Raw genomic sequence first — 26,561 nt, 5'->3', positions numbered from 1 at the left:
GTTACTGTCCTGCACTCTGCCTGATGTGCCACCATTCGCGGGTGGCCTCTTCGTTCATTCGGACGGTTGGCCGTTGCGCCAACCGCATGTCCACACGCGCCACATCGCGGGTGAGAATCTCTTGGGCGCGTTCCAGCGCGATCACCCGTTCCAGAGCCTGCAAAGCCCCCTGTTCAGGCAACATGATCCGCTGATCACGGTCCAGCACGACATCCCAGCGCCGCCCACCGATACGCACAACACCGCGCAGCCGATTGCCCAGCGCACCGGCAACGCGGCTCAACCGCAATGCTTCGGCCACATCCCGTGTCGCACCTTCCCCGGCGATCAGGGGCAACTGCGGAAATTCTGAACGCGAGGTGATGTTGCTGATATGCGCGCCGGTTTCGTCGATCAGGGTCAGACCATCTTCGCTGCGCCAAATCGCGGCAGCCACGCGCGGTGTCACTTCTATTTGCAAAATGCCGCCGGGGCGAATGCGCACGCTGGCCTTTTTGACACCATGCAGCGCATCGATATCAGCTCGGATTTCCTTGAGATCAAGGTCAAAGGAGCTTTGCGGAAACCGCAGCGGGACAGCGGCACGGATTTCGGCGGCCAGTTTATCCTCGGCCCCGTCAATCGCCATCAGCTTGACCATGAATTCCGGTCGTTCCTGAATGCCGGCGCGCGCATCTGCAACAGCATCCGTTATGGCAGTGCGGCGGTCGGCATCCGAGAGGTAAATCGTACCAGCCAGCAATGTGATGCAAAAAGGCACCCCGACGCGCAGCCCGAATAGAAACGCTGGCGTCAACATCAACCGCTGCATACGCCATGCCCAGCGCGATGGTGCGGGGTCTGACTTGGCTGGTCTGTTGGTGTGGCGCTTCATCTTGAACATGACGCGTCCTCCACCATCCAGGAGCATAGATCAGGAAAGGAAATGCCAACAGCCTGGGCTTGCTCGGGGCTCAGCGATGTTGCAGTCATGCCGGGCTGGGTATTGGTTTCCAAAAGCACCAGACCGTCCGCGCCTTTGGCTTCATCCCATCGAAAATCCGTCCGGCTCAGGCCGCGACAACCAAGGGCCACATGAGCACGCAATGCGAAATCGAGACACAGATTAAAAATATCCGCGGGAATTTCGGCAGGCACCACATGGGTCGATCCGCCCTCTTTGTACTTGGCGTCATAGTCATACCATCCTGTCGTCAGGATATCAGTGACCGTCAGCGCCCGCCCGTCCATGACCGTGGTGGTCAACTCGCGCCCCGGCACAAAGGCTTCGACCATCACAAACTCCGGCATGTCTGCGTCAAGCTGCGGCGGGCCGTTGGCATCCTCGTTCACCAGATAAATGCCGACGCTGGATCCTTCGTTGTTGGGTTTGACCACATAAGGCGGTTCCATCACATGCGATCTGCGCACATCGGCGGACGCGGCGATCACACTGTCCACAACGGGCAATCCGGCGGCACGGTAAACATCTTTGGTGCGGTTTTTGTCCATCGCCAAGGATGAGGACAACACGCCTGAATGGCTGTATGGGACACCCATCCATTCCAGCAAACCCTGTACACAACCATCTTCGCCCCAGCGGCCATGCAGGCAATTCAGGACCGCATCTGGTTTGAGCTCGGCCAAAACGGCAGCAAGGTCGCGGCCTGCATCGACCTCGACCACCTTGTAATTCCGTTCCCGCAATGCGGCGGCGCAGGCATGCCCGCTGTCCAGTGACACCTCGCGCTCTGCCGAGAGGCCACCCATCAATACCGCCACTGTCGGGGTTGTCCTGCTCGACGTACCCACCTTGGTGCCTTTTAAGTCCCGGACCTTTTGCGGCCCTGATTATTGTTGTCGTTTGTCGTTCTGTTCGCCGCTTTGCGGCTTATGCCTCAGGCACCGGATCACCTGCAAATTCACCGATGCGCATGATTTCCCATTCTAGCCTTATACCACTTGAATCGTAAACCTTTTTTCGCACCTCTTCGCCCAATCCTTCAAGATCGGCAGCCGTGGCATTGCCCGTGTTGATCAGAAAATTGGGGTGCTTGGGCGACATCTGTGCGCCGCCGCGTATGGCCCCGCGCATTCCCGCATCATCAATCACCTTCCAAGCCTTGAGGTCATGCACATCTTCGGCGCGGCCCGTGCTGGAATAGCCCGCCGGATTGCGGAACGTGCTGCCCGCACTGCGGTCTTTGGTCGGTTGCGTTTCATCACGCTTGCGCAATTGATCGGCCATACGGCTGTGCAAAGTTTCGGGATCACCCCCCGGCGGTTCAAAGGTCGCTGAAATAAGGATGTAACCATCCGCTAAGTCACTCTGGCGATACCGAAAATTCAGATCGGCAGCAGTCAGCGTGATCATTTCCCCTTTCCGGTTGACCGCCTGTGCGCTCACAAAACAATCGGCCGTATAGCTCCCATAGCAGCCTGCATTCATCCGCACCGCACCTCCGATGCTGCCTGGAATGGTGCGCAAGAAAGTAAGGTCCAGTCCCGCGTCAGCCGCCTTGCGGGCCACATGCGCGTCCAATGCCGCAGCCCCCGCCGTCACATGGTCGCCGTCAATTTCAATGCTGTTGAATCTGCGCCCCAATCGGATCACCACTGCGTGCAGCCCACCGTCGCGGACGATCAAATTGCTGCCCACGCCGATGGGGAAAACCGCCACCTGATCCGGCAATGCGCGCAAGAAATCGCGCAGGTCATCCACATCCGCCGGAGAAAAAAGAAAATCAGCAGGCCCGCCGACTCGCAACCATGTCAAATCGTTCAGGGGCCGGTCCGGCGTGAGCCTGCCGCGCGGCGTTAGCAGTGTCAGCTTGTCCATAGATATACCTTAGCTTTCGCCTTGCTTCAGGGCAAACCGGCAACGCGCCTATTCGACCCGGCTGGCCCGAAACTGGCGTGCAAGACGCCCCACCAGAAAGCCGATACCAAACGTTCCAATACCATACATCGCCAGCGCGGCCTGAGCCATCAGCGCATGCGCCTCAAACGGAGCGGCTTTCAGCCCGAACACAATCCAAGCCATGTTCAGCCCAATCCCAAGCAGCAGAAGCCCGAGAAATGCAATCACCCTTATCCGGTATCCGCACCACGCACAGACCAGCATCCAAACCGCGAGAAGCGCCAGCATCGTCGTGACTGTCATACTCATTCCGCCGGACCTTTCACCGCAGCCACATTCCGGCGCACCCACCGGCCCAGATAGATCACCGGCCAGCGCAGCACGGAACACCCACCCGCCAGCACCAACAGACCAATCCACGGCCCATGCTGCACGGTTATATAGCCCAGAATTGGGATACCGACGGCTATCAGGACATAGGCATTGCGCCAATGATGATCCTTGCTGGGCGTCATCGCCAGCACATTTGCGATGACAGCCCAGAGGCACGCCAGCAACAAAGACATGCTCATCGTGGCACCTCCGGATTTTGACCTTTGAGCTTTGCAATCAGAAATTTCAACGGATTACGGAACATCGACACGAAGGCCGCCAGCGCCAACAGCGCCGCGACCCAGTTTACCTGCATGCCGATCATCACAATCAAAGCCGGGGCCGCAAGCAGCAAGATGACACCCGGAACATACTGCCTGCGCATCGGCAACATCGCAACGCAGGCAGAGGCAAAGACCCACAGGATCGAGAGCCAAAGCAGGGTCATGCCGCCGCCCCTTTGAGCGCACGCAGCCGATCCGGGAGGCCATTGGCCCAGCCGCTAATCGTCCCCGCGCCCAAACACACAACCATATCTCCGGGGCGCGCCTGTTCGGCAACAAGCCGCGCCAAATCATCTTCACCCTGAACCGCGCGGGCATGGCGGTGGCCATGCTGGATCAATCCAGCAACCAGGCTGTCACGATCAGCCCCTTCAATCGGGTCCTCACCGGCGGCATACACATCGGCAATGCCCACGACATCCGCGTCATTAAAGCACGCACAGAAGTCTTCGAAATGGTGGCTAAGCCGTGAATACCGATGCGGTTGATGAACCGCAATCACCCGCCCTTCGGTGGCCTGCCGCGCGGCCTTGAGTACCGCAGAAATCTCAACCGGGTGATGGCCATAATCGTCGATGATCGTCACCCCATCAACGTCGCCCACCTTGGTAAAGCGGCGGTTCACGCCGCCAAACTTGGCAAGTGCGTCGCGAATTTCATCAGCCTTCATGCCCAGATGCCGTGCCACAGCAACAGCCGCCAAGGCGTTGGAAACGTTGTGATCGCCGGGCATCGGCAGGCTGCAGTCTTTGATCGTGATCTCTTCGGACTGCAGATCAATGTCAAAATAGGCAACACCCGCTTTGTAATGCAGGTTGGTGGCGCGCACATCGGCCTGGGCGTTGAAACCATAGGTCAAAACCCGGCGGTCGGTGATCTTGCCAACCAGCTTTTGCACTTCTTCATGGTCCGTGCAGCAAACCGCCAACCCGTAAAACGGAATGTTGGACACAAAATCAAGGAACCCCTGACGCAGCGTGTCAAAGTCGCCCCAGTGTTCCATATGCTCTGGATCGATATTCGTGACAATTGCGATTGTCGCGGGCAGACGGTTGAAGGTGCCGTCAGATTCGTCCGCCTCAACCACCATCCATTCGCCCTGACCCATCCGCGCGTTGGACCCGTAGGCGTGAATGATGCCGCCGTTGACCACAGTTGGGTCAATACCGCCTGCGACCAACAGTTCGGCGACAAGTGTCGTCGTCGTTGTCTTGCCGTGCGTTCCGGCAACCGCAATGTTGGATTTAAGCCGCATCAGTTCAGCCAGCATTTCAGCCCGCCGCACAATCGGCAGACCCCGTGCGCGCGCGGCATCCAGTTCCGGGTTACCGGGCTTGATCGCCGATGAAATGACAATGACTTCGGCGTTTTCTATATTCTGGGTCTCCTGGCCTTCAAAAATCGACGCCCCCAGCTTGGCCAGGCGATCGGTGATCTTGGTCGCTTTGAGGTCAGACCCCTGCACGGTATATCCATGGTTCAACAGCACTTCGGCGATGCCTGACATGCCAATCCCACCGATCCCCACAAAATGGATCGGCCCCACGTCGGTAGGCAGTTTTGTCGCCGCTGCATTCATTTGTCATTTCCTTTTTTCGCAAGTTCTTCGACGATCTGCGCCAAGGCCTCGGCCGCTTCAGGTTTGGCAATTGAAATGGCTGCCAACGACATTTTCAAGGCACCATCGGAATCGCCCAAAATCAACTGAATTTGCGCGCCCAGACTTTCAGGGGTGGCAGCACTCTCTGGTACCATGATTGCCGCACCGGCCTCGACCAGCCCCCGTGCATTTGCGGTTTGGTGATCGCCCGTTGCAGCGGCAAAAGGGATCAAAATCGAAGGCCGCCCAATCACAGACAAATCCGCCACTGATGACGCCCCTGCGCGACTAATCACAAGTTGGGCCTCGCTCATGCGGCGGGGCACGTCGTCAAAGAACGGCTGCACATCGGCGTCAATCCCGGCTTGCGCATAAAAATCCGCAACCCGCTGGCCATCTTCGTTGCGCGCCTGATGACTGATGCGCAGGTTTTTTAGCATGTCCATCGGCAGGCCCGCTATCGCTGGCGGCACCACATCGCTCAGGATGCGTGCACCCTGACTGCCACCCATCACCAGAATTTCCATCGGGTAGTTGCCCGGCGGGATGTACCCCGCTCCCGCCCGCTCAAGCACAGCCCTGCGCACTGGATTGCCTACATGCACACCCTGAACCCCGTCAGGCAAAGTGGTCGGCCATGTGCCACAGGCAACCACATCGACGTGTTTGGAAAACAGCTCGTTCACGCGGCCCAAAACGCCGTTCTGTTCGTGGATCATGCGGGGCAATCGCAACACCCATGCCGCAGCCAGCGCCGGGATCGTCGGATAGCCGCCAAAGCCCACGACCGCAGCGGGCTTGTCACGCATCATGCGCATCGCGGCCCCTGTGGCACCTGCCAATATGCGGGGAAGCACCATCGCCTTGGCGGCCAGCCCACCGCGCGCAAAAGTGCCCGAGTTCACTTGGGTAATTTTGACCTCATCGGGAAAACCGCCCGTATAAAGTGCGCCGCGCGCATCCGTGCTGAGCTTGACGCGCCAACCGCGCATCAACATCACCTCAGCCAGCGCTTGCGCAGGAAACATATGCCCGCCCGTACCGCCAGCTGCAATGATCAGCAAAGGTGCCTTCATCGACTGCGCCCCCTGCCCAGAATATCACTGATCTCGCCTTGCGGGCGGGTGCGCGTAAATGCAAGCAACATGCCCACGGCAATGCCGCTGGCAATCACGGAGGATCCGCCATAACTCACAAACGGCAAGGTCATGCCCTTGGCCGGCAACAGCCGTACCGCAACGCCCATATTGATCATCGCCTGAACGCCAAACATGCAGGCAAGCCCGGTGCCCGCCAACCGGATGAACGGATCACGTTCGCGCACCAGCCGCAACAGTGACCGCACGACAACAATGGTATAAAGCGCGATGATGCACATCACCAAAACCAATCCATATTCCTCGGCCGCGACCGCGATAATGAAATCCGTATGTGCGTCAGGCAGCGACCATTTTACCTCGCCCTCGCCCACACCAACACCAAACAAACCACCCTCACGGATCGCGTTGGTGGCATAGCCAAGCTGCGTCGTCGGGTCGACATCGACGCTCAAGAACCCATCAATGCGGCGGGCAAAATGTTCGGAGTTTGAATATGCGACTGTGCCCGCAACCACGACCAGACCCGCCATACCGACCAGCAGAACCATGGGCGCGCCAGCCACAAAGTACATTACACCCCAGCCAAACAACACCAGACAAGCCTGTCCAAAATCGGGCTGAATCGCCAACATCAGCACGATGGATATACAAAGCGCAAAGGACCAAGTCTTGCCCGGCGGGCCATTGATCTCAAGCGCGGCGGCCATCATCCAGGCTGCCGCTACGACAAAACCGGGTTTCAAAAATTCCGACGGCTGAATCGCGGCAAAGCCCAGCGAGTACCAGCGCATTGCACCCTTGCCAAAATCAGTGCCAAAAAACGGCAGCAGCGCAAGTGCGACAAAAGCCACAACAAATCCCAAAACCCCAAGTCGCCGCACGACAGTCGGCGACATCATCGATGTCAGAGCCATGGTCAGTATCGCCAAGCCGCCAAATAACGCCTGCCGCTGAACATAATGAAATGGTTCAAAGCCGTTTTTCGCCGCCAATGGCGGTGAGGCCGCCAGACCCAACAACATACCCACGGCGAACAACAACAAAACACAGCCCATCGCCCAGCGATCGACGGTGCGCCACCATTTGGGGAGAATTGGCTCGCCATCCCGAACGGGAACCGCGCCATAGACCATTTCTGTCATGGTAGCCTGCCTTGCACTGCCTCGTTTCCCGATACCGGGGTGGCCCCTTTTCGGGGTCTCAATGCCAAGCATAGCGGCTTTTTGCCGATGGGGCCAGTCTATTTTGCCTGCACAAGCCACTCCGGGTCTGGCCAAAAACTTGGGCCTCCTTGTTCGGACAGGACGGCATCCAGGGTGCCACGCCCAAATCAGGGCGCGCAACCCGGCGCGCATCAACTTGACCACGCGGCCTGAACAAGGCAGAGCCGACAAGATGCAGGTTGATACAGCAATCATAGGGGCCGGTGCCGCCGGCATGATGTGCGCGGCCCATACCGGTGGGCGCGTTCTGGTCGTGGACCATGCCCGCGCGCCTGGCGAAAAAATCCGCATTTCCGGGGGTGGGCGGTGCAATTTCACCAATATGCACTGCACACCAGACGCCTTTATCAGCCAGAACCCTCATTTCGCAAAATCTGCCCTCGCCCGGTACACGCAGTGGGATTTTATCGAACTGGTCGAGGCGCATGGCGTTGCGTGGCACGAAAAAACGCTTGGGCAATTGTTCTGTGACACTTCAGCCAAAGACATCGTTGCGATGTTGCTGCGGATGATGGAGGCGGCAAAGGCTCAGCTCTTTTTGCAAACAACTGCCAGCAACTTTGCAAAGAACAACGGATTGTTTACCTTTGATCTGTCCACCGCGGGCAAGACCCAGCACGTGACCACCCGCAACCTTGTTATTGCAACCGGTGGCAAATCCATCCCCAAGATGGGCGCAACCGGTTTAGCCTATGATATTGCAAGACAATTCGGGGTGTCAGTCACAGAAACCCGCGCCGGTCTGGTGCCCTTTACCTTTGCCGAAGGCCGCTTTGCCCCGATATCCGGCGTGGCAACACCGTCCAAAATCACCGCCGATGGCGCGACTTTTGAGGAAGCGTTGCTTTTTACCCATCGCGGCCTGTCTGGCCCCGCGGTCTTGCAGGCCTCGTCCTATTGGCACGAAAATGAACCCATCACGGTAAACCTCTGTCCCAACACCGATATTTTTTCTGCATTGCGCGCGCAACGCCAAATCTCCGGTCGCCGAAATCTGACCAATGTGCTGGCACAGCACCTGCCCGCCCGCCTTGTTGAGCATCTGAGCGGCCAATTCGATCTGAGCGGCAATCTGGCGGATTGGTCAGACGCGCGATTGCAAACCTTGACAGAGGCTTTGCAAAACTGGGTGCTCTTTCCGTCCGGCACCGAAGGATACCGCACGGCAGAAGTCACCCTTGGGGGCATTGACACCAACGAATTGTCATCAAAATCAATGATGAGCAGCGCCATACCGGGCCTTTATTTCATCGGTGAAGCGGTGGATGTCACCGGCTGGCTGGGCGGGTATAATTTTCAATGGGCATGGTCATCGGCCATGGCAGCCGCCCGCGCGATTTCAGACCATTAACGCCCGCCCGTAACTTTCTGAACCTGTGCGGCAAAATCCTCGCCGCGCCGCTCAAAGCTGTCGTATTGATCAAAGCTTGCCGCCGCCGGGGCCAGAAGGACCACGTCCCCCGGTTCAGCCTCTTCCACCGCTCTTGCGACCGCAACTTCCATGGTGCCGCAAACCTCTGCGTCCACAGTCAACTGCATGGCAAACTGCGCGGCTTCTCGACCAATCACATAGGCCTTGCGCACTGATCCCGTTGCGGTGGCCAATCCGTCCAACCCGCCTTCTTTCTCGAGCCCGCCACAGATCCAGCGGATGTTCTGAAACGCTGCCAACGCTTTGGCGGCGGAATCAACATTTGTTGCCTTGCTGTCATTCACAAAGCGCACGCCATCCGCCTCTCCAATGGTCTGTGACCGATGCGGCAGCCCGCCAAACGTATGAAACGCCGCCTCAATCACCTTGGGAGCAAGCCCCAAAGACCGGCACGCGCCATAAGCAGCACATGCATTTTGATGGTTGTGCGCCCCCGGTAACCCATTGATCCCACGCAGATCAACCGAAGCGATCTGCTTGCCTTTACGGTTTTCCGACAAGAAGCCTTTGCGCGCAAAAACCTGCCATCCCGGTCCGGTCAACTTGGTCTCCACGCTGACCCGGATCACCCGGTCATCTGTCGGACCTTCGCTCAGTTGCCCGGCAAGGAAGCGCCCCTCATTCTCGTCGACGCCAATCACCGCGCGGTCTGGCCCGCCTTCGGCAAACAGCCGTCTTTTGGCTGCGAAATAGCCGCCCAATCCGTGATGCCGGTCCAGATGATCCGGGCTGAGGTTGGTAAAGACTGCCACATCCGGGGTCAGACTGCGTGCCAGATCGGTTTGATAACTTGACAGTTCAAGGACCACGACTTCGCCATCCACGGCAGGATCCAGATCAAGCACCCCGCGCCCAATGTTTCCGGCCAACTGGCAGGGCCGCTTAACATGCTCAAGGATGTGGTGGATCAGCGCCGAAGTCGTGGATTTCCCATTTGATCCGGTCACTGCCACGACCTGCGGGGCAATATCAAAATTATCCCATTCCGACGTCGCAAAACTTTGGAAAAACAGCCCAATGTCATTGTCCACGGGCACACCTGCGGCCCATGCGGCGACAACAACCGGGTTGGGCACCGGATACAAATGCGGGATACCGGGGCTTACAATCAGCCGGGAAATGCCTTCAAACGCGCCGGTTTTCTTCAGATCGGCACAGGCAAAACCTTCGGCCTCGGCGATCTCGCGCGCGCTTGGGTTATCGTCCCAGCATACCGGCTGGGCCCCACCTGCGACCAATGCGCGTGCAGCACTCAGACCTGACCGACCCAGCCCCAAAACCGCAACCCTTGTGCCATCCAATCCCCTTACTGGAATCATCTGAAAACCCCTGATACCTGTTGGATCGCAGAATGGTCGTAATATGCGCCCTTCACAAGCCGGAGCCACCGAATTGCCCAATCTAGATGCGATACTGCCGCGCCTGAACGACCAGATGCGCGACGACGACATTTGGGGTGAGGTTGCAGATTACATTCCCGAACTGGCCCGCATTGACCCAAGACAATTCGCCATCGCTGTTGTTCTGGCTGACGGGACCCTGCACAGCGCGGGCGATGCAGATACACCTTTTTCCGTGCAATCCGTCACCAAGGTTTTCACCCTCGCCATTGCACTTGGCCGCATCGGCGATCAGCTTTGGACACGGGTGGGCCGTGAACCATCGGGGCGCGCGTTCAATTCCATCGTGCAATTGGAGCAAGAACAAGGCCGCCCCCGCAATCCCTTCATCAACGCAGGGGCGATTGTCACCACAGATGCCGTGTTGGGCAACAGACAACCGCGCGAGGCTTTGGCCGAGATCGTGCAGTTTGTGCGCACGGCGGCCGGTACAGACGACATTCACATCAACAACAAGGTCGCCGCGTCAGAGACCACCTTTGGCCACCGCAACTTTGCGCTCGCGCATTTCCTGGCGTCCTGCGATAACCTTACGAACCGACCGGAAATGACGCTTGGCACCTATTTTCATCATTGCGCGTTAGAAATGACAACGGTCCAACTGGCCATGGCGGGCCGCTTTCTGGTCGATGCGCCGGGCCTGCCCCGCCTTGTCACACCGCGTCGCATCCGTCGGCTGAATGCATTGATGTTGACGTGCGGCCACTACGATGGATCAGGCGATTTTGCCTACCGCGTCGGTATTCCGGGTAAATCTGGTGTCGGCGGTGGAATACTGGCCATCGTGCCGGGCGTTGCCAGCATCGCGGTCTGGTCGCCGGGTCTCAACCGCTATGGCAATTCACTCAAGGGCACCGAAGCCCTCGCCAGTCTGGCGCGCCAGATGAGTTGGTCCATCTTTTGAGCGCATTTGGACGATAAAGATTGGTTAAGGGATGGACATGGTGCCTTTGGAGGCCCCCCGTCGCAAGTGCCGCTATCGGACCTTCAGCGTTGCCAATCCGATCATCGCCAGGATCAAAGAGATGATCCAAAACCGGATGACAATCTGCGGTTCGGCCCAGCCCTTTTTCTCATAGTGATGATGGATCGGGGCCATCAAGAACACCCGCTTGCCGGTGCGTTTGAAATAGAGCACCTGAATGATCACGCTCAGCGCTTCGACCACAAACAGGCCACCGACAATCGCCAGCACCAATTCATGCTTGGTCGCCACGGCAATCGCACCCAATGCGCCACCCAAGGCCAAGGACCCCGTGTCGCCCATAAACACCGCTGCGGGGGGGGCATTGTACCACAAGAACCCCAAACCGCCGCCAAAAATACCAGCGGTGAAAATCAAAATCTCGCCGGTGCCGGGCACATAATGCACATCCAGATACTCGGTGAAATCGACCCGGCCAACGGCATAGGCAATAACGCCCAATGTGCCTGCCGCGATCATCACAGGCATGATCGCAAGCCCGTCCAACCCGTCGGTCAGGTTGACCGCATTGGCCGACCCTACAATCACGATCACAGCGAAAGGCACGAACAGAAAGCCAAGATTGATCAACGTGTCCTTGAACACCGGCAGCGCAAGTTTGTACTGCAATCCGTCAGGATGATATTGCGCCGCCCAATACCCTGCAATCGCGGCGATCAATAAGCCCAGCACAAGCCGCACTTTACCCGATACACCTGCAACCGTCTGCTTTCTGACCTTGGCATAATCATCGGCAAAACCAATTGCGGCAAAGCTCATCGTGACGAAAAGCACCAGCCAGACAAACGGATTGTCCAGCCGCGCCCAAAGCAAGGTTGAGGTCAGCAATGCGCCAACGATCAACAGACCGCCCATAGTCGGGGTGCCGGCCTTGGCAAAATGGCCCTCTGGACCATCATCGCGAATAGGCTGACCTTTGCCTTGCCGCCGGCGCAGCACAGAAATCAACGGTTTGCCAAACAGAAAACCAAAGACAAGCGCGGTCATGAATGCACCACCAGCCCGGAAGGTGATGTAGCGAAACAGGTTAAAGAAATCGCCACCATCCGACAGTAGGGTCAACCAGTAGAGCATGAAGTGCGTCCTAAATCATCGTTTTTTGGGCATTTGCCTCTAGATCTCAGGCCACCCGATGGCCCATTTTACGGATGGCGTCAACGACCAGCCCCAGTTTCATCGACAGTGATCCCTTAGCTAACACAACGTCACCTGAATCGAGCCGTTCGCGTAGACCGACCAGCATTTCCTCAGCAGTCGCATACCAATCGCCGCGCTGATGTTCGGGCAATAGCGCATAGAGCGACTTCATCAACGGCCCCACGCAATGCACCACATCAAGGGCCTTCATGTGATCCAAATGCGCCAACCCGGCATGGTGCGCGATTTCATCTGGCCCCAACTCCTTCATATCGCCCAGAAATGCGATCCGTCGGCCTTTGCTGACCCGACCAATGTCGTGGGTCACTTCTGAGGTGGCCAGCACTTCCAGTGCTGCGGCCATCGAGGTTGGGTTTGCATTATAGCTGTCGTCGATCAATTGCAGGGTCAGATGCGTTTCCACAGGATCAAGATAGATTGTTTCTCGGACCCCGCGGCCTTTGAAGGGTGACCAACGTCCCAGTGACCCCGCCGCCAGCGCCAGATCAGCACCCATCGTTTGCGCCACAGCCAATGCGCCCAGGCCGTTCATCGCGAAATGGCGTCCAGGCGTGGCGATCTTGAACAGCAGCGGCACGCCATCCGCATCGGCCTGCACCACGGTGGCATCCCCCCGAACCGTCACCTCCTTGAGCTTGTACTGAAATCCGTGCACGCCGAACTCAATCTGTCGCAATTTGCAATCTATTGCCTTGGCCATCAAAATTGCAGCATGTTCAATATCGGCGTTGATCACTGCCATGCCGCCCGGTTTGAGCCCTTCAAACACGGATGCCTTTTCAACGGCAATTTCCGCCACGTTATCAAACGCTTCAAGGTGGGCTGCGGCAACAGTTGTGATCAATGCCACATCCGGTTTTGCAAGCTTTGCCAAGGGCGCAATCTCTCCGGGGTGGTTCATCCCGATCTCTATGATTGCGAATTCGGTGTCTTGCGGCATCCGCGCGAGGGTCAGCGGCACACCCCAGTGGTTATTGTAGCTGGCCACGCTTGCATGGGTCCGTCCCTGATCGCTCAGGATCGCCAGCAGCATTTCCTTGGTGGAGGTTTTCCCGACGCTGCCCGTGATCGCCGCAACCTTGGCATCCGTGCGCGCCCGAGCAGCGGCTCCCAGACGTTCCAGGCCCTGCAAAACATCATCCACGATCAACAAAGGTGCATCCGATGCCACACCAGTCGGAATATGGTCAACAAGGGCGGCACTGGCACCTTTTTCCAAGGCTTGTGCCACAAATTCATGCCCGTCACGCACGTCCTTGAGGGCAACGAAAAGATCCCCCTCTTCAATAGTACGTGTGTCAATCGACACGCCGTCACAGGCCCATGTGCCTTGTTCCCGTCCGCCCGTCGCCTTTGCCGCCGCATCGCTGGTCCATAGGGTCATGCCATTCTCCCGTCCAATGCGGCAACCGCCACACTGGCTTGCTCTGCATCATCAAATGGCAAGATATCATCGCCCACGATTTGCCCCGTCTCATGGCCTTTACCTGCGATCAACAGCGCATCACCGGGGCCAAGTGCATCTACCCCACGTAAAATGGCCTCTGCCCGGTCACCGACTTCAGTCGCCTCGGGCGCGCCAAGCAGAACAGCCGCGCGGATGCAGGCAGGGTCCTCGGACCTTGGATTGTCATCCGTCACAATCACCATATCTGCATGTGTCGTTGCCGCCTGCCCCATCAGCGGGCGTTTGGTATTGTCACGATCACCGCCTGCACCGACAATCGCAATCAGTCGCCCCATCACATGCGGACGCATTGCAGAAAGGGCTGTCGCAACCGCGTCAGGCGTATGGGCGTAATCCACAAACACCGCCGCACCGTTGTCGCGTGTCGCGGCAAGCTGCATGCGGCCGCGCACCGTTTTGAGATGCGGGATGGTGTCAAAAACATCGGCAGGATCACCGCCGCAGGCAATGACCAAACCTGCGGCCAACAACACGTTGTCCGCTTGAAAGCCGCCAATAAGGTTCAGCCGTTTTTGATAGGTCTTGCCATCCCATTGAAATCGCAGATCCTGCCCTGTCGCGTCAAACCGTTGTGCCGTGAGATGCAGATCGCCACCATCGCGCCCGACCGTGATCACCTCACACCCACGGGCTTTTGCAATGGCAACAACCTCGATACCTTTGGGATCGTCGATGTTGACAACTGCGGTACCATCTTCGGTCAAAACCCGCGCGAAAAGGCCCGCCTTGGCGTCAAAATACGCCTCAAAGGTTTCGTGATAATCCAGATGATCCTGCGTGAAATTGGTAAAACCTCCCGCCCGCAACGTAACCCCATCAAGACGCCGCTGGTCAAGGCCGTGACTTGACGCCTCCATCGCGGCATGAGTGATGCCATGTGATGCCGCCTGTGCAAGGGTGCGGTGCAAGGTGATCGGCTCGGGTGTGGTGTGCGCCAAGGGGGCGGCCCAAGCGCCCTCAACCCCGGTGGTGCCAAGGTTGACGGCCGCAAAACCCATTTCGATCCAGATTTGGCGCACAAATGTGGAGACGGATGTTTTGCCGTTGGTGCCTGTCACCGCGACAACGGTGTCTGGCTGTGCGCCAAAATAAAGCGCTGCCGTGCGCGCCAGCGCCTCGCGCGGCGCATCGGTCACAACAACCGCCACCCCAGCGTCCGCCATCACATCGGCGGCAATCGCAGCACCTTTGGCATCAGTCAGAACCGCAGCGGCCCCCATGCGCACCGCATATTTGATGAACTCGGCCCCATGCACTTTGGTGCCCGGCATCGCGGCAAACAAAAAGCCGTCCTTTACGACCCGGCTGTCGACCGAAATGCCCGTGATGTTCGGATTGGCACCACCGCGCGCCGTTAACCCAAGTGAAGAAAGTGAAAGGGGCGCGCGGCTCATGATGTCAGTCATTAATTATTGCTGTTGGTCAGCGTTACCACAGCGGCGTTGACGGGTTCAATGGCTGGTCGCACACCCAGCAAGGGGGCCACACGCCGGATCATTTCCGCCGCAACCGGCACAGCCGTCCAGCCGGCCGTGCGGCGCGGTTTGTCGCCGGATGTTTCAACCGGTTCATCCAGCGTGACGATCAGTACATATTTTGGATCATTGGCGGGGAACATCGACGCAAAAGTCGCGATCACCTTGTCCTTGTAATATCCACCACGCGGTTTCGGTTTGTCCGCTGTCCCGGTCTTGCCTGCAACAAAATATCCCGGCACCTCGCCAAAGCTCGCCGTGCCGTCGCTTACAACCTTGCGCAACATCATCCGCGCGTCAGCGGCGGCACTTGCGGACATAACCCGAGGCCCGAGCCTGGGACCCGATTGTTTCTGCAACGTCGGCTCAATCTTATACCCGCCATTGGCGATCGCTGCATATCCTGCGGCCAGATGCATCGGGCTGGATGACAACCCGTGGCCATAAGAAATGGTCACTGTCGACAGATCAGTCCAGCGTTTGGGCAACAAGGGTTTGCCACCTGCCGCCTCCACAATCTCAAACCCTGTCGGCTCAAAGAAACCGAGGCTCTTGAGGAACTCTTGCTGGCGCTTCTGTCCGATCTGCAGGGCCAGGCGACCGGTCCCGCGGTTTGATGAATTCACGATGATATCGGTGACGGACAACTCGCCGTAGTTCTTATTGCGAAATTCACCAATCTTGAACCCGCCCACTTTCATCGGGCCCTTGGTATCAATGACGGTCTGCGCGTTCACCAATCCCAGATCAATGGCCTGGGCAGCGGCAAAAATCTTGAAGGTCGAGCCAAGCTCATAGACCCCCTGCACAGAGCGGTTAAAGAGCGGGCTGTCAGACGCATCGCCCGTGGTCGCCGGGCGTGGGCGATCGTTTGGGTCAAAGTTTGGCAACGAGACCACGCTGATCACCTCACCTGTTTTCACATCCATCAGCACGGATGTGGCCCCCTTGGCGTTCATCAATTTCATGCCGCCAAGCAAAATGCGCTCGGACGCCGCTTGAACCGTCAGGTCCAGCGACAGTTGCAGCGGCTTGGCCCCGTTCGCAGGGTCGCGCAGATAATCATCAAAATATTTTTCAACACCTGCCACGCCAATCACTTCGGCAGCATGCACACCTTCCTTGCCAAAACTCGCCCCCCCCATCACATGGGCGGCCAATCTTCCGTTGGGGTAAAGCCGCATGTCACGCGGCGCAAAAAGCAATCCCGGATCACCAATGTCATGCACGGCCTGCATCTGTTCGGGGCTGATTTTCTTTTTCACCCAAAGGAACTTGCGCGCCCCGGTGAAATCTTTGAGCAGGCGTGTTTCATCCAGATCAGGAAAGATCGCCACCAGCTTTTTCGCCGCCGCTGCCGGGTCAACCATTTGCTTGGGCTGGGCATACAACGCGTGGGTGTCGAAATTCGTGGCCAGCAGGCTGCCGTTGCGGTCCACAATGTCTGCGCGGCTTGCAGAAATCACCGCGCCCGGCGCATGGGCGCGCGGTTCAACCGGTTCAGAGGTTGCCATTAGCCCCATGCGCGCACCGACTACGGCAAATGCGCAGAAAAAGAACACGCCCAACACCAACAACCGCCCCTCGGCGCGCAGGCGGGACTGATCGCGCATCTGTTCAAGGCGTATACGGGTATTTTCACGTTCAATCGCATCGGGGTTTTCGCCCTTTTCGCGAGCGTCAAGAATGCGTGCCAACGGGCGCAGCGGAGTGCGGATCATAGCGGGTCCTCGTCGGCGTTTGACGCACCTGTCGGTGCGACTGAATTCATCGTTGAGACATCAACCGGGTCGGTAATCGGCAACAGTGGCGCTGGGGGATAGGCGACCTGATCGACCTGACCAAACTGATCTGGGTGCAGATGCAGCAGACCCAGCCGTTCAAAATTGATCTCAGCCAGATCACGCAGGCGGTCCGGTCGGTTCTGATAGGCCCATTCAGCGCGCAAAACCGCAAGCCGGGAATGGGCAGCGCGGATGTTGAGGTGCAGCTTGTCTGCCTCACTCAGCGCCTGTTGGGTCGCGTAATTTTCGCGGTAGGCCCAGAACGCAAGGCCGACAACAGCCAGTGAGGTCAGAATGTAAAGCACAGCACGCATGTCTAAAGCCCCTTTACCATCGGCATTCCGATGGATTTTGCATCAACCACGCCCGAAGGCGCATCCGTTCGTGTGGCAACCCGCAGCTTGGCCGAGCGGCTGCGCGGGTTTTCCTGTAATTCTTGTGGGTCCGGGCCAATGGCCTTGCGCGACTTCAGTATGAACTGCGGCGCGTCCTGGTGCCGTTCGGGGGCAAAGCGGTTGGCGTTCCCCCCCGACCCTGACCGGGCGGTCAGGAACCGTTTGACCATCCTGTCCTCGACCGAATGGAATGTCACAACCGCAAGCTGTCCACCGGGCTTCAACGCCCGCTCAGCCGCCATAAGCCCCTGAAACAATTCGCCATATTCATCGTTCACCGCGATACGCAATGCCTGAAAGCTGCGCGTTGCAGGATGTGATTGACCGGGTTTTGAGCGGGGCAGACAGCCCTCAACCAATGACGCCAGTTCCAGTGTCGTGGTGATCGGTGCATCGGCACGCGCGCGCGCAATCGCTTTGGCAATGCGGCGGCTTGCGCGTTCTTCACCATATTGAAACAGAATGTTGGCAAGCGTCTCTTCGTCCGCCTCATTGACCAGATCGGCAGCCGATGGCCCATCTTGCGACATCCGCATGTCCAAAGGCCCGTCCCTCATGAACGAAAACCCACGCTCTGCCTGATCCAATTGCATTGAAGACACGCCAAGATCGAGGACAACACCGTCGAGATCCTGCGCATATTCATCCATCTTGGAAAACACACCATGCTGCATGGTGATCCTGTCGCCGTAGGCCGTGGCCCAGTCTGCCGCCATTTCAAACGCCACCGGATCGCGGTCGACGGCGATCACCCGGGCGGCCCCGGCCTCAAGCAAACCACGGGTATAGCCGCCCGCGCCAAATGTGCCATCAAGCCAAACACCCGAAACAGGCGCAACAGCGGCCAAAAGCGGGCGCAACAATACAGGTGTGTGAGGGGCAGACTGATCAAGGGTGGCCGCAGCAGCCATGTGCGTTACTCCTCCTGATCGCCATCCAGGAAAGACAGCGGATCAACGTCGTCCGGCAGTTCGTTCTGCCACGCTTCCTCTTCCATTTCGTAGGTTTCGGGCTTCCAGATCTGAAAGGTATCACCGGCGGCGATAAAAAACGCCTCGGCGTCCAGATCAATTTTGTTCCGCAGCTTGGCGGGAAGGACCAACCGCCCCGTTTCATCCACCGTGGTCGGGAAGGACTGGCCATGAAACAGACGCTGCAAGGCTCTGCGCTGCATGGAACCGCGCGGCATACGGTCGATCTTGTGATCCACCTCGTCGATGGCTTCCATCGTATAACATTCAAGGTAGGAGCGGCGCTCGTCGCCGTATACAATCACCAGCTCAGGGGTCTCGCCAGACTTCCAGTTTGGATCACCGGCCTCCAACACACGGCGAAAAGAGGCTGGGATAGACACCCGCCCCTTCGTATCGACCTTGTGATGGCTTTCGCCTCTGAACCTGCGGCTCACTGTCTTTGTTCCTGCCTGCGCATTTTGCGCTTTGATCTGTTACGCGCCCCCGCGTGAAGTTCTTTCCCCAGTGCTCTGATTTTAAATGGAAACGGAGAGTTGATCTGCTGCCACTGATCAACTCTCCGCCCTCGTCCCGCTTGAGCGGGGAAGTCCGACTGCGCGCGCCACCTGGGGGGATGTCTGCTCGCCCGCGCGCCGGATCTCGTTGGTCTGATGAAATCGAGGTGCCTGTATGAAACCTGCTAGGTTATTTTGTCTGTATGGGGTCGTTTGGTGCCCCGTGTCCCGTTCTCATCCGATGCATAAGGGATGCCATGGGAATTCATGTCCGTCTACTATTTTTTTCGGTTCTATACACAATATTTAGTTTTGCACAGGTGATGAAAACAAAATACGGCGTTCATTTACGTAATAATTTAGCACAAATGGTATAATGTTTCTTAAAAACCACTACATATTGTAACGTTCGGCTTTAGGCAGTAAATTCCCATGAATTCCCCGAATTTTTAAGTCACAGACTTATCCACAGCGTATGTTCCTGACTTGTTCCACATTTCAGCAGCGCCACGCAAGGTATTACAAGGCTAATTCCCTCAAAATGATTCGGAATCGGCGAAATTTGGCTGAACCGGTCCGCTGACCAGCTCCTCAAGGCCCATGTTTTCCCATGCGGCTGCGCGTGCATTCCCAAACGCGTTGCGAAGGGCAGCGCGAACATGTCCAATGCACCTCAGCCGCCGCGATGCTGAATTATGTCAATTTTGACTGCAGTCCTATCTCGCCTGCCCGCGCTTTGTCGGCTGCTTGCTTCTTTTTCGATATCAGGCCAAAAGGCTCGGCAACAACATGGAGCTTTTCGTGAACAACGCTTTGGCCATCCTTACGCATGCCATCCGCATGCTCCTTCATGAACCTGGCACGACATTACGTGTGATTGCGCCAGCTCTTTTGTGTGTGCTGGCCAGCGTCATTGCGGCCGCTATTTTGGTTCCGGATGCACTTATCGCAATACAGTCCACACCAGATAAATTTGTCGCCCCTGCGCCATCTTCGGCCATGCTGCTGCTGTTTTTATCGATTGCAGGCCTGATCGGCTATGCACTGATGGCCATCCTGTGGCACCGTTACGTCTTGGTAAACGACGCAGACGAGGGCGGCCTTATCAAGGCAGGGTTCTCAGTCCTTCTTGGCTATCTTTGGCGTGCCATTATCCTGGCTTTGGTCCAATTTCTGATTGCGATCCCGGTCGGCATCGCCATTGCCATTTTCGGCGGTATGGGCGCGGCCATGTCTGGCGGCCTTACAGTGTTCTTGGTTGTCGGTGTTATTGCGGGCATATTCTTTATCTGGGTGGCCCTGCGGCTCAGTGTGGTGCTGCCCGCAGCGGCACTGGGTCAAACCATGCGCATTACCGAAAGCTGGCAGGTTACCGCAACCATTTCGAATGCATTGTGGGGTGTGGCCCTCTTACTGGCGCTGATGAACCTCGTAATCTCTTTAATCAGCAACGCTATCTTGCCCGACGGCATTGGCATATCGGTGATCATGCAAACGCTGGTCTTTATTATCGAGGGCTTGGTATTTATCTCAATTCTGACCACGCTTTATGGGCATCTGGTCGAAGGCAGATCACTGGATTAATCGTGTCGCCCCTCAAGCCATCCCACCCTTAATCAACCCTTCGGCAATCTTTGCATAGGCTTGCGCCATCGGCCCGTCGCCTGCAGCGATCGGCGTGCCACCGTCGCCGGCCAACCGGGTATCCAGATCAATCGGCAGACTGCCCAACAGCGGCACCCCCATTTTTTCGGCCTCAGCCGCGACACCGCCATGACCAAAGATCTGATGCTCGGACCCGCAATCGGGGCACACAAACGTCGACATATTCTCGATCAACCCCAGAACCGGCGTTTTGAGGGTTGCGAACATATCCAGCGCCTTGCGTGCATCAATCAACGCCACGTCTTGTGGTGTGCTGACCACAATTGCTCCGGTCAGGTCCGACTTGGTGCACAAGGTCAGCTGCACATCCCCGGTACCGGGGGGCAGATCGACCAGCAGTACGTCCAATTCGCCCCATTCAACCTGCCCCAGCATCTGTTGCAGCGCGCCCATCAACATCGGACCGCGCCATACAATGGCCTTGCCCTCTTCCATCATGAACCCGATCGACATCAGCGTGACCCCATGCGCATGTAGCGGGATGATCGTTTTGCCATCCGGACTGGCAGGCCGTTTGTTAATGCCCATCATGCGGGGCTGTGACGGCCCGTAGATGTCCGCATCCAACAGGCCCACCTTGCGCCCTGCCCGCGCCAAAGCCACGGCAAGGTTTGAGCTGACGGTGGATTTGCCAACGCCGCCTTTGCCCGACCCGACTGCCAGAATACGCTGGACGCCGCTGGGCTTGGTTGGCCCCTCCTGCGGTTTGGGATGGCCGCCGATCTTGAGGCTGGGCGGCGCTGAAGGTTTGGGCGCTGGCCCATGGGCCGTCAGCGCAACCGTCGCCTGAGCGACCCCCGGCAGGTCCGATACGACCTTTTCCGCCGCATCCCTCAGGGGTCCCATTTGTTTGGCCACTTCAGCACTCGGCGCTTCAATCACGAATCGCACTTTGTCGCCCTCGACCGTCAGCGCCCGCACCAGATCATGCACCATGAGGCTTTTACCATCCGGCAGAGTAACCCGTGCAAGGGCAGCTTCAACATCGGCTTTGGTGACGGACATGCGCAAATTCTCCTCATTCATGCCTCCTGAAATGGCAGGTTTTGGACAAACCACAAGAGGCCAACGGCCAATGCTGAATGAAAAGGCGGATTGCTCAACATTTACGCAGGGTTACCATGTTTTCGCTGCATAGCAGCATTGCAAAACTATCCATTGTGCAGATGCAGCATTTATTGGATTGTAAGGTCATGGATTGGTCGCAAGGCTGATCCGATAGAAAGAACAGAGGCGCTCATCCTCCTCCCGAGCAAATCTGGTTTTGGCGGCGACATCTTCCTCCTCCCTGATGTCGTCGCCCTTTTTTCCACACCTTCAAATCTTTGACAGTGCCAACCTTTGCCGATGGCGAATTTTGCCAAGCGGCGACGGTTTCCCCTTGGTAAGCAAGAGGTTGACCCAAAGTCGGCCATGCAAATGCTGCATAGCGGCATTGCATTAACAGCCGTTGATCGCCCGGTTTAAAGGCATAGATACCCCTCATCCGAAACGACGATAGATATGAAACAAGAGGCGCCAAAATGGCATACGTAAATACAACATCCGCAACGACAACATCCTTCTTTGCCCGCATCGGCACAGCCTTTGATGCTCTGGCAACCCGCTACAAGCAGCACCGCCTGTACCGCGAAACGCTCGATGGTTTGAGCGCGCTGTCCAACCGCGAACTGAATGATCTGGGCCTGAACCGCTACGATCTGCGCCGGGTTTCCTGGGAAGCGGCAAAACGCTGAACGAGTTTACGATTTAGGCCTGTGACACCTCCCTGTTCACAGGCCTGATCCAAGGGGCCGCATCTTCTTCCTCCTCCCCGATGCTGCGGTTCCCTTGATTGACCCAAAGCCGATCCTCCCTTGACGCTTTGGGCCACAAAAGAGACGGCGACACCTTCCTCCCAAGGTGTCGTCGTTTTTTTTGTTTTTGGGGGAAGAAAATGGGCACCCAGAGGCCTTGAAGGGATGGGTTTTCATCGCTTTTGATAAAAAATGCCCGCCAGCGTCAGAACGCTATGCAGTCGACGTTAAAAAGGGACGTCGTCACATCCCGTCAGATAGCTCGACACGATCTTTTTGATGCCGGCCTTTTCAAAATCAACCTCAAGCTTGTCACCCTCGATGCCCGTCACCGCGCCATAGCCGAACTTCTGGTGGAAAACCCGTTCGCCCATCACAAAACTGCTCACGGCGGTCATGTCGATGGTCACGTTGCGGGTTTCGCGTGGCTGGCTCATGCCCCGTTCGCCGGCACGCGCCTGCAAACGCCGCCATCCGGGCGAGTTATAGACATTCGCCTCTGCCGCCGCCTCATGCAGCGCGCTTTTTGGCATCGCGGCACCAAAGCCACCACCATAAAGCCCCGGCGGCGTGAGGACCTCGACATGATCCTCGGGCAATTCATCAATAAACCGAGACGGCATCGCAGATTGCCATTGTCCAAACACCATCCGGTTGCCGACAAAGGAAATCGTGCACAACTCCTCGGCCCGGGTGATGCCCACATAGGCCAGCCGCCGTTCTTCTTCCAATCCCTTGATGCCGCTTTCATCCATCGACCGTTGCGAGGGGAACAGGCCATCCTCCCACCCCGGCAGAAACACCGCCGGAAACTCCAACCCCTTGGCGGCATGCAGCGTCATGATGGAAACCTTTTCGCCGTCACCATCCTGTTCATTGTCCATGATCAGGCTGACGTGTTCGAGGAACCCTTGCAGATTCTCAAACTGCTCAAGCGCCTTGACCAGTTCTTTCAGGTTTTCCAGCCGTCCCGGTGCCTCTGGCGTCTTTTCGTTCTGCCACATGCCGGTATAGCCGCTTTCGTCCAGAATGATCTGGGCCAGTTCAACATGGCTGGTCTCGGGCGGTGCATATTCAAGCCGCTCTGGCCCATCCTCAATCACATCGTCGTTCGACACTGACCGCAAAGGCCCGCGCGTCATCGCATGCCAACGGTCAATCCCGTCGACCAACAGCCGCAACTGCGCGCCGCCTTTGCCGCCCAAGCCATCATGGGCCAGCAATATCCGCGCGCCCTCCAACAGGTTGGTGCCATGCTCGCGGGCAGTGGTTTGAATTTTTTGTATAGCAATCTTACCCAGCCCCCGTTTGGGCGTGTTCACAATTCGCTCAAAGGCCAGATCATCATCGGGACTGGTGACGACCCGGAAATAGGCCATCGCATCGCGGATTTCCAACCGCTCATAGAACCGCGGCCCGCCAATCACCCGGTACGGCAGACCAATCGTCAAAAACCGATCCTCAAAGGCCCGCATCTGGTGGCTCGCGCGCACAAGGATTGCCATCGCGTCAAGCGAAAGCGGTTTCATCCCGCGCGTCCCGCGCTGCAGCGCCTCGACCTCATCACCGATCCAACGCGCTTCTTCCTCGCCGTCCCAATGGCCGATCAGACGCACCTTTTCGCCTTCGGTCTCCTCGGTCCACAAGGTCTTGCCCAGCCGCCCCTCATTGCCCGCAATCACCCCTGACGCAGCGGCCAGAATATGTGGTGTTGAGCGATAATTCTGCTCCAGCTTAACCACATGCGCGCCCGGAAAATCCGTCTCGAACCGCAGGATGTTGCCCACTTCCGCCCCGCGCCAGCCATAGATCGACTGATCATCATCGCCCACGCAGCAGATATTCTTGTGCCCCTGCGCCAACAGGCGCAGCCACAAATATTGCGCCACATTGGTATCCTGATATTCGTCCACAAGGATGTATTTGAACCATCGCTGATACTGCGCCAATACATCTGGGTGCGTCTGAAAGATCGTGACCATGTGCAACAGCAGATCACCAAAATCGACTGCGTTCAGCTCAATCAACCGCCGCTGATAGAGATCGTAAATCTCGGTCCCGCGGTTGTTATAAAGCCCCGCATCTGCCACAGGCACTTTCGCAGGCGTCAGCGCGCGGTTCTTCCAGCCATCAATGATCCCCGCCAGCATTCGCGCAGGCCAGCGTTTGTCGTCAATATTCTCGGCTGCCACCAGTTGCTTCAGCAACCGCAGCTGATCATCTGTATCCAGAATGGTAAAATTCGACTTCAGCCCCACCAATTCCGCATGTCGCCGCAACAACTTAACGCAAATCGCGTGAAATGTGCCAAGCCAAGGCATCCCCTCAACCTGCTGGCCCATCATCTGGCCCACCCGGTTTTTCATCTCGCGTGCAGCCTTGTTGGTGAACGTCACAGCCAGCACTTCGTTCGGGCGCGCCTTGCCCTGCGCCATCAGATGCACAATCCGCGCCGTAAGCGCACGCGTTTTTCCTGTCCCGGCCCCGGCGAGCATCAGAACCGGGCCATCCATCTGCTCAACGGCTGTGCGTTGCGCCGGATTCAAGCCCTCCAGATAGGGTTGCGGCCGCGCGGCCATCGCACGCGCGGACAGGGATGCGCCTTCAAAGGCGTCGGTTTCATCAAAACTGCTCATGGCGCATAACCTACCCTCATTCTCACGGCAGGAAAACCCATGTTCTTGGGATGTTCCCCATTTCATTGTTCCCAAAATACACAATCAACCGCTGCTGCAGACACGACGCGCGCTGGACAAGCAGAGCACCTTACGCACAAATGCTCAGATGGACCTGCACGCCACTTATCCCGCCCTGTCTGATCTGCGCACCCGCGCCAAAAAACGGATCCCCAAGTTCGTCTGGGAATATCTCGACAGTGCGACTGGAACTGAGGCCACAAAACACCGCAACCGCGCGGGGCTCGACCGGATCGGCCTGATGCCATCGGTTTTACATGGTGAATTCATCCCCGACCTGACCACAAATTTTTGCGGTGCTGACCTGCCCCTGCCCTTTGGCATCGCGCCCATCGGCATGTCCGGGCTGATCTGGCCGGACGCCGAAGGGCATCTCGCCCGTGCCGCCGCCCGCGCCCATATTCCCTATGGTCTGTCCACCGTCGCCGCACAAAGCCCTGAAGACCTCGCGCCTCACCTTGGCGAACATGCATGGTTCCAGCTTTATCCGCCGCGCGACACTGACATCCGCACCGATATGCTGCGCCGCGCGCGGGATGCGGGGTTCAAGACCCTGATCTTGACCGTTGATGTCCCTGTGGCCAGCCGCCGTGAACGCCAGACCCGGTCGGGCCTCACCAGCCCCCCCAAGCTGACCCCGCGCCTGTTGGCGCAGGTCGCCCAACGCCCTGCATGGGCCATCGGCATGGCGCAGCGGGGCATGCCGCATATGCGGATGCTGGACAAATACAGCGACGCCCGCACCGCCAGCCTACCACCCACTGCACATATCGGATATCTGCTGCGAACCTCGCCTGACTGGGAGTATGTGACATGGCTGCGCGATGCCTGGGACGGGCCGTTCATAATCAAAGGTATCCTGCGCGCAGAAGACGCGGCGCGGTTGCAAAAAACCGGTGTCGATGCAATCTGGGTCTCCAACCATGCGGGGCGCCAATTTGATGCGGCACCCGCCAGCATCGCGGCATTGCCAGAGATCCGCAGCGCCACAACGCTCCCGATCATCTTCGACAGCGGGGTTGAATCCGGCCTCGATATTCTGCGCGCCCTGGCGCTTGGTGCAGATTTCGTCATGCTGGGCCGCGCCTTTCACATGGCATTGGCCGCCCTTGGCCCCAAGGGCATCGATCATCTCATTGACCTTCTCACCAAAGACCTGATCGCAAACATGGGCCAATTGGGGGCAACCGATCTCAAAACACTTCCCGTGCCTTTTGATCTGCACGCGCACCCAGCATTTCCAAATGGTTTCATTTCCGACCCAAAACGGTAAAAGGACTTAACGCGACGCCGCCAAACACGCGCAATCCGCCGTTTCAATCTCCTTTTGCGCGTCAAGAATGCAGCAAACTCCGTAATATCGGGTATTGCGCTGCACCGCAGCATCCCTAAAGTGCCGCTACGTCCACCAATACAAGGAT

24 protein-coding genes are annotated in these 26,561 nt (G+C 57.8%); 5 read left to right on the top strand and 19 right to left on the bottom strand.

The window, feature by feature from the left end:
• Nucleotide 1: 1 nt before the first annotated feature.
• The 9 genes from ACEWL3_RS04705 to ACEWL3_RS04665 all read right to left on the bottom strand — a co-directional run bounded on the left by ACEWL3_RS04705 (nt 2) and on the right by ACEWL3_RS04665 (nt 7,337).
• A complete protein-coding gene (locus ACEWL3_RS04705; RefSeq protein WP_386179633.1) occupies nt 2–883 on the bottom strand; it encodes a cell division protein FtsQ/DivIB in 882 nt (293 codons plus the stop codon).
• Nucleotides 871–1,749, bottom strand: a complete 879-nt coding sequence (locus tag ACEWL3_RS04700; RefSeq protein WP_386180475.1) for a D-alanine--D-alanine ligase — start codon at nt 1,747–1,749, stop codon at nt 871–873. Before ACEWL3_RS04700 ends, ACEWL3_RS04705 begins: the two co-directional genes overlap by 13 nt.
• Nucleotides 1,750–1,870: 121 nt before the next feature.
• Entirely contained in the window at nt 1,871–2,818 is a 948-nt protein-coding gene (gene murB, locus ACEWL3_RS04695) for a UDP-N-acetylmuramate dehydrogenase (protein WP_386179630.1), read from the bottom strand.
• Between the two features lie 48 nt (nt 2,819–2,866).
• Nucleotides 2,867–3,148 carry a hypothetical protein gene (locus ACEWL3_RS04690; RefSeq protein WP_386179627.1) on the bottom strand — a complete coding sequence of 94 codons (282 nt, stop codon included), beginning with the start codon at nt 3,146–3,148 and terminating at the stop codon, nt 2,867–2,869.
• The gene (locus ACEWL3_RS04685) at nt 3,145–3,411 is read right to left on the bottom strand and encodes a DUF2484 family protein (protein WP_386179624.1); all 267 of its coding nucleotides are present in this window, start codon (nt 3,409–3,411) and stop codon (nt 3,145–3,147) included. The genes ACEWL3_RS04690 and ACEWL3_RS04685 overlap by 4 nt, the downstream gene beginning before the upstream one ends.
• Nucleotides 3,408–3,659 (bottom strand): DUF2484 family protein, encoded by a 252-nt coding sequence (locus ACEWL3_RS04680; RefSeq protein WP_386179621.1) that lies wholly within the window; start codon nt 3,657–3,659, stop codon nt 3,408–3,410. Before ACEWL3_RS04680 ends, ACEWL3_RS04685 begins: the two co-directional genes overlap by 4 nt.
• Nucleotides 3,656–5,074 carry a UDP-N-acetylmuramate--L-alanine ligase gene (murC, locus tag ACEWL3_RS04675; protein WP_386179618.1) on the bottom strand — a complete coding sequence of 473 codons (1,419 nt, stop codon included), beginning with the start codon at nt 5,072–5,074 and terminating at the stop codon, nt 3,656–3,658. The genes ACEWL3_RS04680 and murC overlap by 4 nt, the downstream gene beginning before the upstream one ends.
• Nucleotides 5,071–6,171 carry a UDP-N-acetylglucosamine--N-acetylmuramyl-(pentapeptide) pyrophosphoryl-undecaprenol N-acetylglucosamine transferase gene (locus ACEWL3_RS04670; RefSeq protein WP_386179615.1) on the bottom strand — a complete coding sequence of 367 codons (1,101 nt, stop codon included), beginning with the start codon at nt 6,169–6,171 and terminating at the stop codon, nt 5,071–5,073. The genes murC and ACEWL3_RS04670 overlap by 4 nt, the downstream gene beginning before the upstream one ends.
• A complete protein-coding gene (locus ACEWL3_RS04665; RefSeq protein ID WP_386179612.1) occupies nt 6,168–7,337 on the bottom strand; it encodes a peptidoglycan glycosyltransferase FtsW in 1,170 nt (389 codons plus the stop codon). Before ACEWL3_RS04665 ends, ACEWL3_RS04670 begins: the two co-directional genes overlap by 4 nt.
• Before the next feature lie 253 nt (nt 7,338–7,590).
• On the opposite strand from ACEWL3_RS04665, the gene ACEWL3_RS04660 reads away from it, so the two are divergent.
• Nucleotides 7,591–8,769 (top strand): BaiN/RdsA family NAD(P)/FAD-dependent oxidoreductase, encoded by a 1,179-nt coding sequence (locus ACEWL3_RS04660; RefSeq protein WP_386179609.1) that lies wholly within the window; start codon nt 7,591–7,593, stop codon nt 8,767–8,769.
• Here ACEWL3_RS04660 and murD read toward each other — a convergent pair.
• Nucleotides 8,766–10,169, bottom strand: a complete 1,404-nt coding sequence (gene murD / locus ACEWL3_RS04655; protein ID WP_386179607.1) for a UDP-N-acetylmuramoyl-L-alanine--D-glutamate ligase — start codon at nt 10,167–10,169, stop codon at nt 8,766–8,768. The genes ACEWL3_RS04660 and murD overlap by 4 nt on opposite strands.
• Before the next feature lie 43 nt (nt 10,170–10,212).
• Here murD and ACEWL3_RS04650 point away from each other — a divergent pair, with 43 nt between their 5' ends.
• Entirely contained in the window at nt 10,213–11,154 is a 942-nt protein-coding gene (locus ACEWL3_RS04650) for a glutaminase (RefSeq protein WP_386179605.1), read from the top strand.
• Nucleotides 11,155–11,226: 72 nt separating this feature from the next.
• On the opposite strand, the gene mraY is transcribed toward ACEWL3_RS04650, so the two are convergent.
• From mraY to mraZ, 7 genes are read right to left on the bottom strand one after another with little or no spacing between them, the layout of a single operon-like run.
• Complete coding sequence (gene mraY / locus ACEWL3_RS04645) at nt 11,227–12,309, bottom strand: phospho-N-acetylmuramoyl-pentapeptide-transferase (protein WP_114879106.1); 1,083 nt, start codon at nt 12,307–12,309, stop codon at nt 11,227–11,229.
• Nucleotides 12,310–12,355: 46 nt separating this feature from the next.
• Nucleotides 12,356–13,777: a UDP-N-acetylmuramoyl-tripeptide--D-alanyl-D-alanine ligase gene (locus ACEWL3_RS04640; protein ID WP_386179601.1), complete on the bottom strand. Its 1,422-nt coding sequence runs from the start codon at nt 13,775–13,777 to the stop codon at nt 12,356–12,358.
• Entirely contained in the window at nt 13,774–15,255 is a 1,482-nt protein-coding gene (locus tag ACEWL3_RS04635; RefSeq protein WP_386179598.1) for a UDP-N-acetylmuramoyl-L-alanyl-D-glutamate--2,6-diaminopimelate ligase, read from the bottom strand. The genes ACEWL3_RS04640 and ACEWL3_RS04635 overlap by 4 nt, the downstream gene beginning before the upstream one ends.
• Nucleotides 15,256–15,266: 11 nt before the next feature.
• Entirely contained in the window at nt 15,267–17,057 is a 1,791-nt protein-coding gene (locus ACEWL3_RS04630) for a peptidoglycan D,D-transpeptidase FtsI family protein (protein ID WP_386179595.1), read from the bottom strand.
• Entirely contained in the window at nt 17,054–17,434 is a 381-nt protein-coding gene (gene ftsL / locus ACEWL3_RS04625) for a cell division protein FtsL (protein ID WP_386179592.1), read from the bottom strand. The genes ACEWL3_RS04630 and ftsL overlap by 4 nt, the downstream gene beginning before the upstream one ends.
• Nucleotides 17,435–17,436: 2 nt before the next feature.
• Entirely contained in the window at nt 17,437–18,426 is a 990-nt protein-coding gene (rsmH, locus tag ACEWL3_RS04620) for a 16S rRNA (cytosine(1402)-N(4))-methyltransferase RsmH (protein WP_386179589.1), read from the bottom strand.
• A gap of 5 nt (nt 18,427–18,431) precedes the next feature.
• Entirely contained in the window at nt 18,432–18,923 is a 492-nt protein-coding gene (gene mraZ, locus ACEWL3_RS04615; RefSeq protein ID WP_114879111.1) for a division/cell wall cluster transcriptional repressor MraZ, read from the bottom strand.
• An 861-nt stretch (nt 18,924–19,784) separates the two neighbouring features.
• Here mraZ and ACEWL3_RS04610 point away from each other — a divergent pair.
• Entirely contained in the window at nt 19,785–20,567 is a 783-nt protein-coding gene (locus ACEWL3_RS04610) for a hypothetical protein (RefSeq protein WP_386179586.1), read from the top strand.
• 12 nt (nt 20,568–20,579) lie between these two features.
• On the opposite strand, the gene ACEWL3_RS04605 is transcribed toward ACEWL3_RS04610, so the two are convergent.
• Nucleotides 20,580–21,653 carry an Mrp/NBP35 family ATP-binding protein gene (locus ACEWL3_RS04605; RefSeq protein WP_386179583.1) on the bottom strand — a complete coding sequence of 358 codons (1,074 nt, stop codon included), beginning with the start codon at nt 21,651–21,653 and terminating at the stop codon, nt 20,580–20,582.
• A 518-nt stretch (nt 21,654–22,171) separates the two neighbouring features.
• Between ACEWL3_RS04605 and ACEWL3_RS04600 the strand changes: the two genes are divergently transcribed.
• Nucleotides 22,172–22,384 (top strand): DUF1127 domain-containing protein, encoded by a 213-nt coding sequence (locus ACEWL3_RS04600; protein WP_386179580.1) that lies wholly within the window; start codon nt 22,172–22,174, stop codon nt 22,382–22,384.
• A 287-nt stretch (nt 22,385–22,671) separates the two neighbouring features.
• Here ACEWL3_RS04600 and ACEWL3_RS04595 read toward each other — a convergent pair whose 3' ends face one another.
• Nucleotides 22,672–25,080, bottom strand: coding sequence for an ATP-dependent helicase (locus ACEWL3_RS04595; RefSeq protein ID WP_386179577.1), 2,409 nt, complete (start codon nt 25,078–25,080; stop codon nt 22,672–22,674).
• Nucleotides 25,081–25,228: 148 nt separating this feature from the next.
• Between ACEWL3_RS04595 and ACEWL3_RS04590 the strand changes: the two genes are divergently transcribed.
• Nucleotides 25,229–26,413: an alpha-hydroxy acid oxidase gene (locus ACEWL3_RS04590; RefSeq protein WP_386179574.1), complete on the top strand. Its 1,185-nt coding sequence runs from the start codon at nt 25,229–25,231 to the stop codon at nt 26,411–26,413.
• Nucleotides 26,414–26,561: the final 148 nt, after the last annotated feature.

This window comes from Sulfitobacter sediminivivens (assembly GCF_042611115.2).
GTDB lineage: Bacteria > Pseudomonadota > Alphaproteobacteria > Rhodobacterales > Rhodobacteraceae > Sulfitobacter > Sulfitobacter sediminivivens.
This window is presented reverse-complemented; position numbering and strand designations above follow the sequence as displayed.